At 71.7% G+C, this 15,493-nt stretch carries 14 protein-coding genes; 8 read left to right on the top strand and 6 right to left on the bottom strand.

Going from position 1 to position 15,493, the window contains the following annotated elements; translation table 11 throughout:
• Positions 1-99 precede the first annotated feature (99 nt).
• Positions 100-471: a VOC family protein gene (locus BUE43_RS34635; protein WP_234995608.1), complete on the top strand. Its 372-nt coding sequence runs from the start codon at positions 100-102 to the stop codon at positions 469-471.
• Positions 472-903: 432 nt separating this feature from the next.
• Complete coding sequence (locus tag BUE43_RS34630; protein ID WP_073481032.1) at positions 904-2,466, top strand: endonuclease/exonuclease/phosphatase family protein; 1,563 nt, start codon at positions 904-906, stop codon at positions 2,464-2,466.
• Between the two features lie 113 nt (positions 2,467-2,579).
• On the opposite strand, the gene BUE43_RS08805 is transcribed toward BUE43_RS34630, so the two are convergent.
• Positions 2,580-4,037, bottom strand: coding sequence for an L-lactate permease (locus BUE43_RS08805; RefSeq protein ID WP_073481030.1), 1,458 nt, complete (start codon positions 4,035-4,037; stop codon positions 2,580-2,582).
• A 100-nt stretch (positions 4,038-4,137) separates the two neighbouring features.
• Here BUE43_RS08805 and BUE43_RS08800 point away from each other — a divergent pair, with 100 nt between their 5' ends.
• Complete coding sequence (locus BUE43_RS08800; protein WP_073480855.1) at positions 4,138-4,683, top strand: XRE family transcriptional regulator; 546 nt, start codon at positions 4,138-4,140, stop codon at positions 4,681-4,683.
• A 72-nt stretch (positions 4,684-4,755) separates the two neighbouring features.
• Here the strand turns inward: BUE43_RS08800 and BUE43_RS08795 are convergent, their stop codons facing one another.
• The 3 genes from BUE43_RS08795 to BUE43_RS08785 form a co-directional block, all read right to left on the bottom strand.
• Positions 4,756-5,811 carry a CobW family GTP-binding protein gene (locus tag BUE43_RS08795; RefSeq protein ID WP_073480854.1) on the bottom strand — a complete coding sequence of 352 codons (1,056 nt, stop codon included), beginning with the start codon at positions 5,809-5,811 and terminating at the stop codon, positions 4,756-4,758.
• 41 nt (positions 5,812-5,852) lie between these two features.
• On the bottom strand, positions 5,853-6,212 hold the full coding sequence (locus tag BUE43_RS08790; protein WP_143174035.1) for a DUF3558 family protein: 360 nt from the start codon (positions 6,210-6,212) through the stop codon (positions 5,853-5,855).
• Between the two features lie 166 nt (positions 6,213-6,378).
• The gene (locus tag BUE43_RS08785; protein WP_073480852.1) at positions 6,379-7,497 is read right to left on the bottom strand and encodes an FAD-dependent monooxygenase; all 1,119 of its coding nucleotides are present in this window, start codon (positions 7,495-7,497) and stop codon (positions 6,379-6,381) included.
• A gap of 134 nt (positions 7,498-7,631) precedes the next feature.
• On the opposite strand from BUE43_RS08785, the gene BUE43_RS08780 reads away from it, so the two are divergent.
• The 4 genes from BUE43_RS08780 to BUE43_RS08765 all read left to right on the top strand — a co-directional run bounded on the left by BUE43_RS08780 (position 7,632) and on the right by BUE43_RS08765 (position 12,623).
• Positions 7,632-8,627 (top strand): TetR/AcrR family transcriptional regulator C-terminal domain-containing protein, encoded by a 996-nt coding sequence (locus BUE43_RS08780; RefSeq protein ID WP_073480851.1) that lies wholly within the window; start codon positions 7,632-7,634, stop codon positions 8,625-8,627.
• Between the two features lie 170 nt (positions 8,628-8,797).
• On the top strand, positions 8,798-9,613 hold the full coding sequence (locus BUE43_RS08775) for a class I SAM-dependent methyltransferase (RefSeq protein WP_073480850.1): 816 nt from the start codon (positions 8,798-8,800) through the stop codon (positions 9,611-9,613).
• A gap of 29 nt (positions 9,614-9,642) precedes the next feature.
• Positions 9,643-12,141: a molybdopterin oxidoreductase family protein gene (locus tag BUE43_RS08770; RefSeq protein WP_073480849.1), complete on the top strand. Its 2,499-nt coding sequence runs from the start codon at positions 9,643-9,645 to the stop codon at positions 12,139-12,141.
• Complete coding sequence (locus BUE43_RS08765) at positions 12,138-12,623, top strand: hypothetical protein (protein WP_073480848.1); 486 nt, start codon at positions 12,138-12,140, stop codon at positions 12,621-12,623. The genes BUE43_RS08770 and BUE43_RS08765 overlap by 4 nt, the downstream gene beginning before the upstream one ends.
• Here the strand turns inward: BUE43_RS08765 and BUE43_RS08760 are convergent.
• Positions 12,620-12,841 carry a hypothetical protein gene (locus BUE43_RS08760; RefSeq protein WP_143174034.1) on the bottom strand — a complete coding sequence of 74 codons (222 nt, stop codon included), beginning with the start codon at positions 12,839-12,841 and terminating at the stop codon, positions 12,620-12,622. The two genes, BUE43_RS08765 and BUE43_RS08760, sit on opposite strands and share 4 nt — an antisense overlap.
• Positions 12,842-13,262: 421 nt before the next feature.
• Between BUE43_RS08760 and BUE43_RS08755 the strand changes: the two genes are divergently transcribed.
• The gene (locus BUE43_RS08755; RefSeq protein ID WP_143174033.1) at positions 13,263-13,988 is read left to right on the top strand and encodes a GNAT family N-acetyltransferase; all 726 of its coding nucleotides are present in this window, start codon (positions 13,263-13,265) and stop codon (positions 13,986-13,988) included.
• 79 nt (positions 13,989-14,067) lie between these two features.
• Here the strand turns inward: BUE43_RS08755 and BUE43_RS08750 are convergent, their stop codons facing one another.
• A complete protein-coding gene (locus BUE43_RS08750) occupies positions 14,068-15,345 on the bottom strand; it encodes a serine hydrolase domain-containing protein (RefSeq protein ID WP_073480846.1) in 1,278 nt (425 codons plus the stop codon).
• Positions 15,346-15,493: the final 148 nt, after the last annotated feature.

The raw sequence follows: 15,493 nt of genomic DNA, 5'->3' as shown, positions 1-15,493 counted from the left end.
TCCTGCCCTGCGCGTCGATCGACGAGATCGGCGACTTCTACCAGATGCTCGGTTTCGCGGTCACGCACCGGCAGACCCGGCCCAACCCCCTATCTCTCCGTGCGGCGCGAGGATCTCCAGCTGCACTTCTTCGGACTGGAGGACTTCGACCCCGAGAAGTCCTACGGCACGTGCCTCGTCTACGTCGAGGACACCGGCGCGCTGTACGAGTCCTTCGCGGCGGGAATGCGCGCGGCGCACGGAAAGGTGCTCGTGTCGGGCATCCCGAGGATGACGCGCCCGAGGCGGCGCAAGAACACGGGGGCCACGTCGGGCTTCAGCGTCCTCGACCCGGGCGGCAACTGGATCCGGTTCTTCGCGGCGGACGGGGACGACAGCGAGGACGAGCCCCGGGAGGAGCCGACCAGCAAGCTGGGCAAGGCGCTGGAGAACGCGATCGTGCTGGGAGACTCCAAAGTGGACCCCCAGTAGGCGGCCAAGATCCTCGACGGCGCGCTGCGGCGGCGCGAGGAGGACACCCCGACGCACGACCTCGTCTCCGCGCTGGTCTACCGCGCGGAACTCGCTCTCGCCCTGCACGACCACGACCGGGCCGAGGCGTTGTTGGCCGAGGTGCGGGCCACGGCGCTGACCGACGAGGAGCGCGGGCAGCTCGGTGACGTGCTCGCCAACGCCGAGGAGCTGGACCGCGCGCTGCGGGTGGACCGCGAGTCGTGAGACGTGTCGTCGTCCCGGGCCGGCGGCCGCGAACATGGTCGTGGCTGTGGCTGTGGCTGTGGCTGTGGTCCGGGGCGGCGGCGGTTCGTTCACCACGCGTTCTGGTCCCCGTCACGGGTTCCTGGTGAGGTTCGGTCGTCGGGCCAGGTGGGCCCGACTGACCTCTCGTGGCTGGAGGGCTCGACGATGAGACCTGTCCGACGAACCAGGGCCGTGGTGGCGGTCCTGGTGCTGCTCAACCTCCTGCTGCCGATCTCGGCGGTGACGGCGCACGCCGCCACCGGCGCGGGCGCGCTCGTCGTGCCGGCCTCGGTCGAGAAGGGGCAGACCCTGGAGATCGGCTACCGGACCGACCGGCCGGCGGCGAAGAACTGGGTGGGGCTGTACACCGAGCCCGGCAACGGGCCGGTCGACCAGAAGTACGTGGGGCCGTCCACGGCGTGGCAGTACGCGCCGCTGGGCGAGGGGCGCGTCCAGTTCGACACGCGGGGGCTGGAGCCGGGGCGCCACGTCGCCTACCTCCTCGCCGACGACGGCTACCGGTGGCTGGCGCAGCCGGCCCGGTTCGACGTCGTCTCCGCTGATCCGTCGCGCTTCGTCACCAGGGCGTTCGAGACGCGGGCGGCCCGCGCGGGCGAGCGGTTCGAGCAGGCGGTGCGGGGCGTGGTGCGACCGGCGCGCCCGGATCTGGTCTTCCGCAAGCGCGGTGGCCCGAACTGGGTGTCGGTGTCCCGTGACGGCGTGCTGACCGGAACGCCGTCCACTATGGACAGTCTGCGTCCCACCAGGGTCGAGGTGGAGGTCTCCGACGCCAGGGGTCGCGTCGACGCGGCGACGGTCACGATCCCCGTGCGCGCCCCGTGGCAGCCCCTGGTCACCGACGTGAAGGTGATGTCGTTCAACCTGTGGCACGCCGGAACCCAGGTGCGCGACCACCGGACGAAGCAGCTCCGGTTCCTGTTGGAGCAGAACGTCGACGTGGTGGGGTTCCAGGAGACCTCGTCGGTGGCGGCCAGGAACCTGGCCGCGGACCTGGGCTGGCACCACTACCAGGCCAGCGCCAGCGTCGGCCTGATCAGCCGCTACCCCATCACCGCCACCTATCCGCCCAGCGCGGACGGCAAGGCGCTCAAGGGCGCGGGCGTGCGGATTCGGCTGGACGAGCGGTTCCAGCGCGAGATCGTCGTCTGGAGCGCGCACCTCAACTACACGCCCTACGGCCCCTACGACGCCTGCTTCAGCAAGATGAGCCGTGAGGAGGTGCTGAAGCGGGAGGAGCAGTCCGGCCGACCCCGGGAGATCCGGGACATCCTCGGGCAGATGGCGCCCCAGCTCGCCCAGGCTGACCGCATCCCGGTCTTCCTCGTCGGCGACTTCAACGCACCGTCCCATCTGGACTGGACCAGCGCGACGAGCGCTGTCCACTGTGGATACTCCGACATCCCGTGGCCGACCAGCGAGGAGGTCGAGCGGGCCGGGCTGCGGGACTCGTTCCGCGTCGCGCACCCCGCTCCGGCCCAGGAGCCGGGCGTGACCTGGTCGCCGGTCTACCCGTTCCACGACGGCAGTTCCGGCGCGCCGGAGCCCCAGGACCGGATCGACTTCGTCCACTACGCGGGCCGGATCCGGGTGCTGGACTCGCGGGCGGTGGTGGTCGGCACGCCCAAACCCGTCCCGCACCACGCCGACAACGAGTGGACCTCCGACCACCGGGCCGTGGTGACGACCTTCCGCCTGCCGGTCCTCTGACGCCGACGCCCCGAACCCGGCCCGCCCTGGCGGGAACTCAGGGCGGGCCGGGCTGTCACCGCGCGTCGCGGGGGCACAGGTTTCGACGCGCGGACCCCCAGCGGGATGGGGGGCTATCCGCTGACCGCGCTCATCGTGGTGATCACGGTGATCGCGGCCAGCGCGAGCAGAACCACGACGTCCACGGCGAGGACGACGGGCAGAACCCTGGTCGGGGTCGTGGTGTCGGCGGGCGCCGCCGAGTCACCGCTCTTCTGGTCACCGCTCTCCTGGTCGGAGGCGAGTTGGGCGGCCAGGGCGACCCGGGGCAGCGAGCTCATGATCGCCAGCGCCGCCGACACGTTCTGCACGCCGACCAGGGCGAGCGCGGGCACCCCCAGGGTCTGCGCCGCTGCCGCCTGGCTGGCGGCGAACATCGCGTTAGCCCCGGTGTTGGAGCCGGCGAGGAAACCGCCGAGCGCGGCGACGAACGGCGCGACGCCCAGGTAGGCCGGGCCGAGCCCAGCGGCAGCGGCGGCCAGCGCCGCGCTCATCCCGGTCACGGTGAGCAGCGCGCCGAGGGCGAGGAACACGACGGCGGAGGCGGCGACCGGCACCGCCCGCCGCACACCGGCGGCGACGCAAACCCGGGCCGTGCCGGGGTCCACGCCCTCCAACCGGGGCGTGACGGCGACGGTGACCACGAGCCAGAGCGCGGGGCTGACCAGCACGGCCGTCCACCACCCCTCCGCGTCGACCAGCGCGACCACCAGGCGGCTGCCCATCAGTCCGGCCAGTAGCACCAGGTAGGGCCGCAGCGTCCGCAGGACTCCGCCGCCGGTCCTCCGGCCCAGCAGCAGCGCGACGGTGATCAGGGCGAGCCCGCCGAGCACCCCGGCCAGCGGGACGCCGATCCAGGTGTTGGTCGCCCAGATCACCGTCCACAGCACGGCGGTGCCCACGAGCAGGTCGGGCAGCGCGCCCAGCAGACCGCGCCAGCCGGTCGCGACCAGCAGCGCGCCCGCCCCGGCCAGCAGGAACACCGGCAGCGACAGCACGGCGCTGCGCACCCCCAGCTCCTGGAAGCCGACGCCGCCGAGCTGGGCCCCGACGAGCGTGCCCGGCGCCATCGAGCCCCAGGGGACCGTGACCAGGCCGAGCAGACCGGTGATCGCGGCCTGGCGGGCCGACAGCCCCAGCCGGCGCAGCAGCGGGATCGCCACCACGACACCGATGCCGAAGCCGGTGACGGACTCGGCGAACGGCGTGACCCCCAGCACCACGACGACCACGGCCCTGCCCCGCCCGCCACAGGCCTCGGCGATGGCGTCGGCCAACCGCCGCTGCGTCCCGCTGGCCGCCAGCAGCTCGTTGAGCACGACCCCGCCGAGCAGGATCACCGCGACCTCGACCGCGGTGGGCGCGAGCCGCGCGCCGGTGTTCACCAGCGCGTCGAGCGGGGTCGGGAAGGCCAGCAGGGCGATGACCACCGCCACGGCCACCGCGCCCAGGGCGGCGGTGAGCGCCGTGCGGCGCAGCAGCAGGAGCAGCAGGGCGAACATGGGTGGCGTGGCGGCCAGCGCCGCGCTCACCGGGTCCACCGGAAGGTCAGCACCGTCTGTTCTCCGATCGGCGACTAGCGTTCTCGTTGAGGACCCAACGCTAGTAGACAATAGGAGAGGAGATCTACCTTTGGAGAAAGATTTCGGGGTCGAGGTGCGTCGGCTCCGCCAGGAGCGCCAGCTCACGCTGGAGGAGCTGGCCCAGCTCAGCGGGGTCTCCCGGGCCGCGCTGTCCAAGATCGAACGGGGCGAGCGCAACCCGAGCCTGCACTACGCCCTGCAGATCGCCGAGGCGCTCGGCCGGCCGCTGTCCGAACTCGTCGGCTACCGCCCCACCACGTCCACCGTGGTGCGCGGCGACCAGGTCTCCCGGATGGTGGACGAGGACACCGGCACGGTCCGCGAGGCGTTGCTGGAGCCCGTCCCGGGCACCGAGATCATCCGGTACACGCTGCCGCCGGGCGGGGCGCCCGCCGCGTTCCGCCCGCACCCCCCGGGCACGCAGGAGTCCTTCGTCGTGCTCTCCGGCACGCTCCGGGTCACCTCCGGGGAGACGACCGTCGACCTGCGGGCCGGCGACGCGGCCGTCCTCCCCGCCGACCGGACGCACCGGTTCGACAACCCCGGCGCCACCGAGACGGTGATGCTGCTCGTCGTGCTCCGCCCCCGAACCTGAGCCGGGCCAGGGGGCGGGGACGTCCTGTGTGGACGGTCGACCTGGTGTCCACAGTGGACACCCCAGGTCAGGTCACCTGGTGTGGCGGAGGACGCGGTACATCCCGCTCGCGTCGCCGGGCTCCCCCTCGCCCCGCAGGCAGTCCTCCCACCGCCGCCGCACCTCGTCCAGGTCCAGGCCCGAGCCGATGAGCACCAACCGCGTCAGCCGCTCCTCCTCGCGGCCCCACGCCGAGCGCTGGAAGGAGAGGTAGTTGCCCACGACGTGCAGGGTGTACTTCTGGCGGTACCCCTTGACGTCGAAGTGGACGAAACCCTTCATCCGGTACAGGCCCCGGGGCCGGTCGGTGAGGAAGTCCATCAGCCGGTTCGGGTCCACCGGCCGCTCCGTCGAGAACGACACGCTCTCGTAGGCGCTGTGCAGGTGCTCGTCGTGCCCGTGGCCGCAGCCGTCGTGGTGCTCGTGGGCCTCGTCCTCCGCCGCGAGGAGGTCGAACGCGAGCTGCTGTGCCCGCTCACTGCGCTCCGGGCGCGTCCGGACGTCGAAGAGCAGAGCGGGATCCACCCGACCGTGCGCGGTCGGCACGACCGGAGTGCCCGGGCTGAGTTGCTCGACCGTGGCGCGAACCCGACGGCGCTCCTCGTCGTCGAGCCGGTCGTTCTTGTTGAGCACCACCAGATCCGCGTAGCGCAGGTGCTTGTCCAGCTCGGGGTGGATGCTCCTGGTGCGCTCGAACTCGGCACCGTCAACGACCTCGACCAGCCCACCGTAGGTGACCCGGGGGTTGCCGCTGGCCAGCACCAACCGGATCACGCCCTGCGGCTCGGCCAGCCCGCTGGCCTCGACCACGATGACGTCGATCCGCTTTCTCGGATCGGAGAGCCGGTCGAGCAGCTCGTCCATGTCGGCCGAGTCGATGGCGCAGCACAGACAGCCGTTGCCGAGCGAGATCGTGGAGTCGACCTGCCCGGCGACGAGCATCGCGTCGATGTTGATGCTGCCGAAGTCGTTGACGATGACCCCGAGCCGGGTGTCCGAGCTGGCGTGCAGCAGGTGGTTGAGCAACGTGGTCTTCCCCGACCCCAGGAACCCCGCCACCACGACGACCGGGATCTGGTTCCTCGCCACGTCCGCCCCTCCACCCGTCCCACTCGCCGTCCGCCCCCATGCTAACGACGCCCCCGTCCCCTCCTCCCCCGCCCGTCGAGCCAACCAGCCCTACCGCGCCCCCTCAGGTTCTCGATCACCAGGGCCGCCACCTGGTCACTGACCTTGCAAGCGGTGGTGTAGTCAGGATTCTTGCGGTCCCCGATGGTGGTGTGCGCGGTGATGATGCGTTCCTCGGCAACCCCGACCAAGTTTCGGCAATCGCCTTGTCTGGGCGCGTCTCGATAGTCAACGGCCTGGACCGCGGGGTATCCGGCGACGGTGGTGGGCTGGAAGTGCCCGTACTTGTTCTGGCGCTGGTAGATGCCCTCCAGGCCACCGGACTTGGTGTTGATGGTGATCGCCACCGTGGTGTCGACCATGGGATCGGCACCTACCCAGGCGCACCTTGGCATGACTCGCCCAGTCCTGATGGTCGAGCGCTCCGTGTTCGCATCCTTCATCGCGCACGTGAAGTCCGGAGCCCTTGACCTGTAAGCAATGCCGGTCATGGCGTTGGCATCTCGCCAACGCCATGACCTCGTGCGACTAGCGGTCGAGGGAGATCGCGTTCTTCGCGTGGGCGGTTGCTTCCTCCGGGGTTTCGCCCTGGGGGTAGTCGGTCGCGAGGGCCTGGTTGAGCGTGACGAAGGGCCGCATGCGCTCCTCGTAGCGCTGGAAGGCGGACTCGTGGTCTCCGGCGGCCGCGCGCAGTTCGTCGGCCAGGACGTAGGCGCCCACCAGGGCCAGGCTCGTGCCCTGGCCGGACAGGGGCGACGGGCAGTAGCCGGCGTCGCCGACGAGGGTGACTCTCCCGGTCGACCAGCGGTCCATGTGGATCTGCGCCATGGCGTCGAAGAAGAAGCCGGTCGAGTCGTGCATGGCGGCCAGCAGGCGCGGGGTCTCCCAGCCCAGGTCGGCGAGTTGCTCGGCCATGATCCGCTTCTGCTGGTCGACGTCGCGGTAGTCGTAGTCCAGCGGTTCGGACCTGAACCCGAGGGTGACCCGGAGCTCGGTGTTGTCCCGCGCGGGGTAGACGGCGTAGCCCACGCCCTCGCGCGTGTTGTGCCTGACCCAGATCTGCCAGTTGTCGAGGTCGAGGATGTTGTCGGTGCCGAAGATCGCGATGTAGGTGCCGAGGTGGCGCAGGAATTCGCTCTCCGGGCCGAAAGCGAGCCGGCGGACGGCGGAGTGCAGGCCGTCGGCGCCGACCACGAGGTCGAACGTGCGGGGTTCGGCGTTGGCGAACTCGACCCGCACGCCGTGCTCGTCCTGGGTGAGGCCGGTGACGGAGTCGCCGAAGACGTACTCGACGTCGTCGCGCGTGTGCTCGTACAGCAGTGAGGTCAGGTCGTCGCGCAACACCTCGATGTCGTCGCTGTCGAGTCGGCCGCTGCTGAGCGTCATCTCGGTGGAGCGGAAGACCTCGTTGCCGTCCCCGTCCAGCACGGACATCCCGCGCATGCGGGTGCGCATCTCCCGCACCCGCTCCAGCAGCCCCATCCGCTCCACGACGTCCAGCGCGACCCCGCGGATGTCGATCGCCTGCCCACCCGGGCGGGGAGCGGGCGCGCGCTCGACCACGGTGGGCGCGAAGCCGTGGCGGTGCAGCCAGTAGGCCAGCGCCGGCCCCGCGATGCTCGCGCCGGAGATCAGGACACTACGCATGAAACCCTCCGCATACGTCGTACGCAAATCGACGTACGCAGTATGCACACCTCAAAAATGAGGCCCTGACCTAGAACAGGCTACTGTTCTGTCATCTTTCCGGGAATCTGTACTAGAACACGTGGGGAGGGTCAGTGGCGGAGCCGCCCTACCTGCGCATCGTGGCCGAGATCCGGCGGCGGATCGTGGAGGGAGATCTCGCCCCCGGCGACCCGGTACCCTCCACCCGGCAGGTCGCCAGGGAGTGGGGCGTCGCGCACGCCACCGCTACCAAGGCGCTGAACACCTTGCGCCAGCAGGGATTCGTCCGCACCGAGCCGAGGATCGGCACGGTGGTCGCCGAATCCGGCCGACGGCCGGAGGCGGCCGGGCCCGGCGGGTCCGGCGGGTCCCCGTCCCGCGCGCCGAGGCGGGCACCGGTGGCGGACCCCGACCACGAGCTGACCCGCGAGCGCGTCGTGCGGGCCGCGATCGAGATCGCCGACGCCGAGGGGCTGGCCGGCCTGTCGATGCGCGCGGTGGCCGCCCGGCTCGGCGTCGGCACCATGTCGCCCTACCGGCACGTCGCCGGCAAGGACGACCTCGTGCGCCTGATGATCGACGCCGTCTTCGGCGAACTGCGCTACTCCGAGCGACCGCCGCCGGGGTGGCGGGAGCGGGTGGAGACCGGCGCGCGCGAGCTGTGGGCGCTGCACCGCCGACACCCCTGGCTCGCGCAGCGCCACCTGCTGACCCGCCCGCTGGCCCTGCCGAACGTCGTGGCTGGCGCCGAGTGGATGATCGGGGCGCTCGACGGCCTCGGCCTGGACCCGACCACCATGGTCAACCTGCACGTCCTGGTGCACGCCTTCGTCCAGGGCCTGGCGGCGAACCTGGAGCAGGAGGCGCAGGCCGAGGCGGCCACCGGCCTGACCGAGGACGAGTGGATGGACAGCCAGCAGCGGGCGTTCGCCGACCTGGTGGCCTCCGGCCGCTACCCCGTGTTCGGGTCGGTGATGGCGAGCTTCGCCGAGACGGGCTACGACCTCGATCTGGACGTGTTGTTCGAGCTGGGCCTGCGCGCCCTGCTCGACGGCCACGCCCGCGTCATCGAGGACCACCAGCAGCGCACCCCTCACACGAAGGAGTGAAAGACAGCCACGCGGGGTGATCAGCACCGGGGCGGTGCCACGCGTGGAACCCGCTGGAGGCGCTGCTCTCCCCCGAAAGTGCCAGCACCCGTCGCCGCGCCAGCACCCGGGATCTGCTCGACCATGGAGGGGACACCCAGTCGGAGCAGTCTCGTCGTCGGGAGGTCGGCATGGGCGTTCCCGCCGATCGCACCGGGCTCGACGCGGACGAGGTGATCTCGTACCGCGATCCGGGCACCGCCGAGGACTACCAGTCCTGGGACGACGCCGTCTGCTGGGTGTTGGGCTACCCGTTCGTGCCGCTGGCGCTGGGCCTGACCGCCGGCGCGGACGACGGGCGCCGGACGGTGCTCGACCTCGGCTGCGGCACCGGCGTGTTCAGCCGGTGGCTGGCCCGGCGGCACGGCGTCCGCGTGATCGGCGCGGACCCGTCGCCGCCCATGCTGGCGCTGGCCCGGCGGCACGCGGCGGACCCCCTGGTCAGCTACCACCTCAGCGTCGAGGACCGGCTGCCGTTCCTGCCCGACGCCGCCGTGGACGCGGCCACGGCCTGCTTCGTCTTCAACGCGATCGCCGAGCTCGACCGCCTGCGCGCGCTGCTGGCGGAGGTCGCGCGCGTGCTGCGGCCCGGCGGCCGGTTCACCGCGCTGGGCCCGCACCCCGACCAGGTGGACGGGGTGCGGTTCGAGAGCTTCCGCCGGGGTGAGCCCGGCGTCCGCTACCGGGCGGGCCAACCCATCCCGGTCCAGGTCCGCCGCGCCGACGGGTCGTGGCGGCGGATCGTGAACGTCTACTGGCCAACGCGCACCTACCGCGAGCTGTTCGGCGGCGCCGGGTTCCACGACCTGCGCGTCGACGGCCCGGTGCTGGCCGACGCCGCCGGGGTGGCCGAGCCGGCGTTGCTGGCCTCCCGGGGGTGGGCCCTGGAGCGCCGGCGCCCACCGTTCCTCCTGGTGACCGGAGTTCGGGCGGCCGATCCCGATTGAGCACCCGGCTCGGGGGGAAGGAGAGGACCGTGGCGGATCGCATCGCGGACATCTGGGGAGCCCGCACTCCCCACGGCGCGGACTCCCCCTGGCCGGTGCGGGTCGACCAGTACCTCGCCGAGGGCGTGCCGGAGGGGGAGGTCCAGTGGGTCCCCTCCGCGTGCGTGCTCTGCTCCAACGGCTGCGGCATGGACATCGCTGTCCACTCCGGACAGATCGTCGGGGTCAGGGGCCGCGCCTCCGACCGGGTCAGCCACGGCCGCCTCGGCCCGAAGGGGCTGTTCGGCTGGCAGGCGAACAACTCGCCGGACCGGCTGACCGAGCCGTTGGTGCGCCGCGACGGCGAGCTCCGGCCGGCGAGCTGGGACGAGGCGATGGGCCTGGTGGTCGAGCGATCCCGGCAGGTGCTGGACGAACACGGCCCGCTGGCCATGGGCTTCTACAACAGCGGGCAGCTCTTCCTGGAGGACTACTACACCCTGTCGCTGCTCGTGCGCGCCGGCATCGGCACCCCGCACCTGGACGGCAACACCCGGCTGTGCACGGCCACCGCCGACTTCGCGTTGAAGGAGACCTTCGGCACCGACGGCGATCCCGGCTCGCTGCGGGACTTCGACCTGTGCGACACGATCTTCGCGGTCGGCCACAACATCGCCGAGACGCAAACCGTGCTGTGGGCGCGGATTCTGGACCGGCTGCACGGTCCGGACCGGCCCCGGCTGGTCGTGGTCGACCCGCGCCGCACCGCCGTCGCCCGCGAGGCCGACGTGCACCTGCCCATCCGCAACGGCACGAACCTGGCTCTGCTGAACGGAATCCAGCACGAGCTGATCGCGAACGACCGCGTCGACCGCGCGTTCGTCGACGCCCACACCGTGGGGTTCGACCAGCTCGCCGCGATCGTGGCCGACTACCCGCCCGAGCGGGTCGCCGAGATCTGCGGGGTGCCCGCCGAGGACATCCGCGCGGCGGCCAGAATTCTCGGCTCCGCCGACCGGCTCGTCTCGACCTGCCTGCAGGGGGTTTACCAGTCGCACCAGGCGACCGCCTCGGCGTGCCAGGTCAACAACATCAACCTGCTGCGCGGGATGATCGGCGAGCCCGGCCGCACGGTGTTCCAGATGAACGGCCAGCCCACGGCGCAGAACACCAGGGAGACCGGCGCGAACGGCGACATGACCGCCCTGCGCAACTGGCAGAACCCCGACCACGTCGCGGACCTGGCCCGGATCTGGAACGTCGACCCGCTCCAGATCCCCACCTGGGCGCCACCCACGCACGTCATGCAGATCTTCCGCCACGCCGAGACCGGGTCCATCCGCTTCCTGTGGATCGTGGGCACCAACCCCGCGGTCTCGCTGCCGGAACTCCACCGCATCCGGTCGATCCTGGCCCAGGAGAACCTGTTCGTCGTCGTGAGCGACGCCTTCCTCAACGAGACCGGCCACCTCGCCGATGTCGTCCTGCCGGCCGCGGTGTGGGGCGAGAAGACCGGCACCTTCACCAACCACGACCGGACGGTGCACCTGTCGGTGAAGGCGGTCGACCCACCGGGGCAGGCCCGCCCCGACATGGACATCTTCCTCGACTACGCGACCCGCATGGAGCTGAAGGACAAGGACGGCGCGCCCCTGATCCCGTGGCGGACGCCCGAGGAGTGCTTCGAGGCGTTCAAGCGGGTCACCGCGGGCCGGCCCTGTGACTACAGTGGACTGTCCTATGAGAAGCTCCGGGGCAGCCCCGGAATCCAGTGGCCGTGCAACGAGAACGCGCCCGAGGGAACCGAGCGGCTCTACGCCGACCACCAGTTCAACACGGACACGGACTACTGCGAGGACTACGGCCACGACCTGGCGACCGGCGCGGCCCACGAACGCAACGACCACGCGGCGCTGCGGACCAACGGGCGCGCGATTCTCAAGTCCACGCACTACCTTCCGCCGCACGAGGCTCCGAGCGAGGAGTTCCCCCTCCTCTACACCACCGGGCGCACGGTCTACCACTGGCACACCCGCACGAAGTCCCGGCGCGCGCCGCAGCTCAACGCCGCCGCCCCCGAGATGTGGGTGGAACTGGCCGCCGGCGACGCCGAGCGCCTCGGGGTCCGCGAGGGCGACCTCGTGCGCGTCGAGTCGGCCCGGGGCGCGATCGAGGCACGGGCGCACGTCAGCGGGGTACGTGAGGGCGTCGTCTTCGCGCCCTTCCACTACGGCTACTGGGATCTTCCCGACGGCGGCGCGACCGACGGCGACCCGACCGAGAACGGCGCAACCGGGGACGGCCCTGGCGGGAACGGCCGTCGGCGGGCCGCCAACGAGCTGACGGTCACCGAGTGGGACCCGGTGTCGCACCAGCCCCTGTTCAAGGTCGCGGCGGTCCGGGTGGAGAAGGTCGCCGACGGCGGCGGCGTCCCCTCCCCCGCCCCGACGACGACCACCGCACGGCCGGTGAGCGGGGACGCGCCGGGCACATCAGGCGGCGACGGCGTCCGGGAGACGGTCGAGGAAGCACGGGAGGAGACGCGGTGAGGGTCGACACGGCGATCAGCGAGGTCCAGGACGCCGAGCTGGACCTGGCCAAACAGCTCCACCGGGTCCGGGAGCGGCACACGGCCGAACCCGACGTCCACCACCTCGGCAACACCCTCGCCCACCGGTGCGAGGAGCACGTGCGACGCCTCGCGCCGTTCGCCGAGCGCTACGGGGCGCCGGTCCGCGAGCCCCACGTCGGGTCGCCCCGGCTGCTCGACGCGCTGCGCCGCAAGAGCGGCGAGCTGCTCGGTCACTCCGAGCTGGCCGGGCCGCTCCTGCTGCGCGACCTGTGCGACCTCTCCCTCGCCGCGCACGAGGTGGAGATCGCGTGGGTGATCCTCGGCCAGGTGGCCCAGGCGGTCCGGGACCGCGAGCTCCTCCAGGTCGTCACCACCTGCCACGAGGACACGCGGATGTGCGAGAAGTGGCTGCGCACGCGGATCAAGCAGGTCGCCCCGCAGGTGCTCGTGGCGGGTTAGCGCGGGCGACGGCGCAGGCGGGCGAACCAGGAGGGGCGGCGGACGCGCGCCTCCGGAGGTCCGTCAGCGAGGTGCAGCGGGCAGACGTCGTACTCCCGCTGCTCGTCGCAGTGCCAGCCGAAGCTCCTGGCGACCCGCCGCGCGCCCTCCGGCCCCCGCCCGAGGTAGGTCGGCACGCAGATCCACCGCCAGCAGTCCGAGTGCTGGCACCAGATCATCGTGAAGAGTCCAGTCCTGCTGGGCAGAGCGACCATCGCACGGCCCCACGACCTCGACGCGTCCTTGCCATGGCAACGACCGGGCTTCTCGCGCGGTTCCAGCCCGGATGAGCGGAGGCCCGACGCCCGAACGAGGAACGGCCCCCGCCGCGGTGGTCGTCCACCGTGGCGGGGGCCGGCCCCACGAGGTTGGTCGGCGCGCCAGGTCGCCTCTCGGCGAGTGGCGCGACGCGGCTCCAGCCGTACGGTATTCCGCGAAGGCGTGATCATATGCAGCCCGGGGGACACGTGACGCGCCGACCACAGGGCACAACCCACCACCCCTGGGTGGTGTTCCCCCCACCCCGCGAAAGTGATCCAGGTCTCAGTGGGACCGGGGCGAGGCCGGTCCGCACGCCTGACGCGCTGTCAGGATGAGCAGATGATCACGACATCCGACTCGTCACCGCCGACGCCGCACGCCGAGCCCGACCGGCTCCGGCGGCTCGCCGACGACTGGGCGCACGGCTGGGCGGTGTCCCGGGGCACGCCCCCGCCCGTCGCCGAGCCCGACGGCCACCGCATCGAGGTCGGCGCTCCCGGTCACCGCGTCCGCTACGTGCTGCCGGACACGACCACGGTGGGTCACCGCGCGACGACGCTGACCGCGCCGGGCACCTGGCTCAAGGTGTGCGCCGCGCCGGAGGTGGTCCTGCCCGCCCTGACTCCCGCGTGGACAGTCGGCGACACCGAGTACCTGATGAGCACCGACCTGTCGCCCGAGCCCGCCGCCACGCCCCCGCGCCCGTACGTCGTGGAGATCGTGAGCGACGGCGGCGTCCACGACGTGGTGGTGCGGACCACCGACGGCGCGCGGGCGGCCAACGGGCGCATCGCGGTGCACGGCACGGCGGCGGTCGCCGACCAGGTGGAGACGGCGCCGGAGCACCGTCGGCGCGGCCTGGGTCGCGTGGTCATGAGCACCGCGTGCGCGGTCGCCTACGCAGCCGGCGCGCGGCGGGCCGTTCTCGTGGCCACCGAACAGGGTCGGGCGCTCTACGGCGCGCTCGGTTGGTCGCTGGAGTCCCCGGTCACACCGGCGCACCTTCCCGAGATCTCGGAGAACGGGAGCGGTCCGGTCCTCGCCCACGAGCGCGAAAACAGTTGAGACACAAGTGGTTCGTGTGGCGTGGGGACAGAAAGGTGCGGTGGGCGCCGGGAAGCGCCCACCGCACCGGTGAAGCGGATCAGAACTGGAGGGACTTGAGGGACTGGAGGGTCGGCTGGGCGGCGTTCTCGCCGCTCGCCGCCTTCCCGCAGAACCCGATGTTGACGACCTTGTTCAGCGCCTTCACCAGCTTGTCCCTGGTGGCCGGGTCCTCGATGTCGAACGAGCCGGTGGTCACCGACATCTCGAAGCGCCGGCTGCGGTCGGCGTTGCTGAACATGAACGAGTTGTACCCGTGGATGCCGCCGGTGTGGCCGTACATCTTGCCGGCGCACGACGGGCCGGTGTCCTCGACCTCCAGGCCCAGGCCGTACCCGGAGCCGGGCCGGGTCGCCCGCTCCTGGCGCATGAGGTCCAGCAGCTCCGGCTTCAGCAGCTTGCCGCCCTGCAGCGCGGAGTTGAACCGGTCCAGGTCCCTGGTGGTCGAGATGATCTCACCGGCCGCGCCGCCCCACGACGGGTTGAGCCGGGTGATGTCGACCGTCTCCAGCTTCCCGTTCTCCTTGTAGGAGTAGTAGCCGTGCGCGTGCGGCCCGGGGATGCCGAACCGGGTGCCCGGCATCGTGGTCTCCCACAGCCGCAACGGCCGCAGGATGCGCTGCTCCACCTGGCTGGCGTAGGACCTGCCGGTCACCTTCTCGACCAGCAGCCCGGCCAGGATGTAGTTGGTGTTCGAGTACCGCCACTCGCTGTTCGGCTCGAACCGGGCCGGCTTGGACAGCGCGAACCGGACCAGCTCCTCCGGCTGGTAGGTGCGGTAGCGGTTCTTCAGGAACTCCGAGCCCTCCAACGGAATCCCGGGCTCGTTCTTGCCGTTGGCGTCGGTGTCGCCGGTGTAGTTGAAGATGCCGCTGGTGTGCTGCAGGATCATCCGCACCGTGATCCGCTTGTCCAGCCCGAACTGCGGCAGGTACTTGGCCACCGGGTCATCCAGCTTGAGCTTGCCCTCACCCACGAGCTGGAGGACCACAGTGGACAGGAAGGTCTTGGTGATGCTGCCGGCGCGGAACCGCCCGTTGGTCGGCACCTTCTCGTCCCGGCCGAGCTCCTTCACCCCGGAGCTGCCGGTCCAGTCGCCCTGCTGGTCGTGAACGCGCACCTGCACGCCGGCGACGCCGGCGGAGGCCAACTCCCCCATGGCCTGCTGCAGCGCGGCTCGGTCCTGCCCGGTCGCCGCCTCCGCGGGCGCCGCCTCCACTGGCGCGGCCGGCTCGGCGAACGCGGTGGCGCCGAACACGCCCGTCGCCAGCGTGGCGGCCAGGACGGCCGCGGTTAACCGGCGGATTCCCAGTTTCACGAAGATCTCCTCCCCACGGTCGCGAGCCCCGGTCCGGGGCCCGCCACCCCATCGTGGAGAGCCGGGAAGTACGTGCGCATCCCTCCTGAGAACGACCTGATACCGACCTGAGAAGGATCTTGTCAGCGGGTCCTCTCCGGGTTTTTCC

The sequence above is a fragment of the Streptoalloteichus hindustanus genome, from assembly GCF_900129375.1.
GTDB lineage: Bacteria > Actinomycetota > Actinomycetes > Mycobacteriales > Pseudonocardiaceae > Streptoalloteichus > Streptoalloteichus hindustanus.
This window is presented reverse-complemented; position numbering and strand designations above follow the sequence as displayed.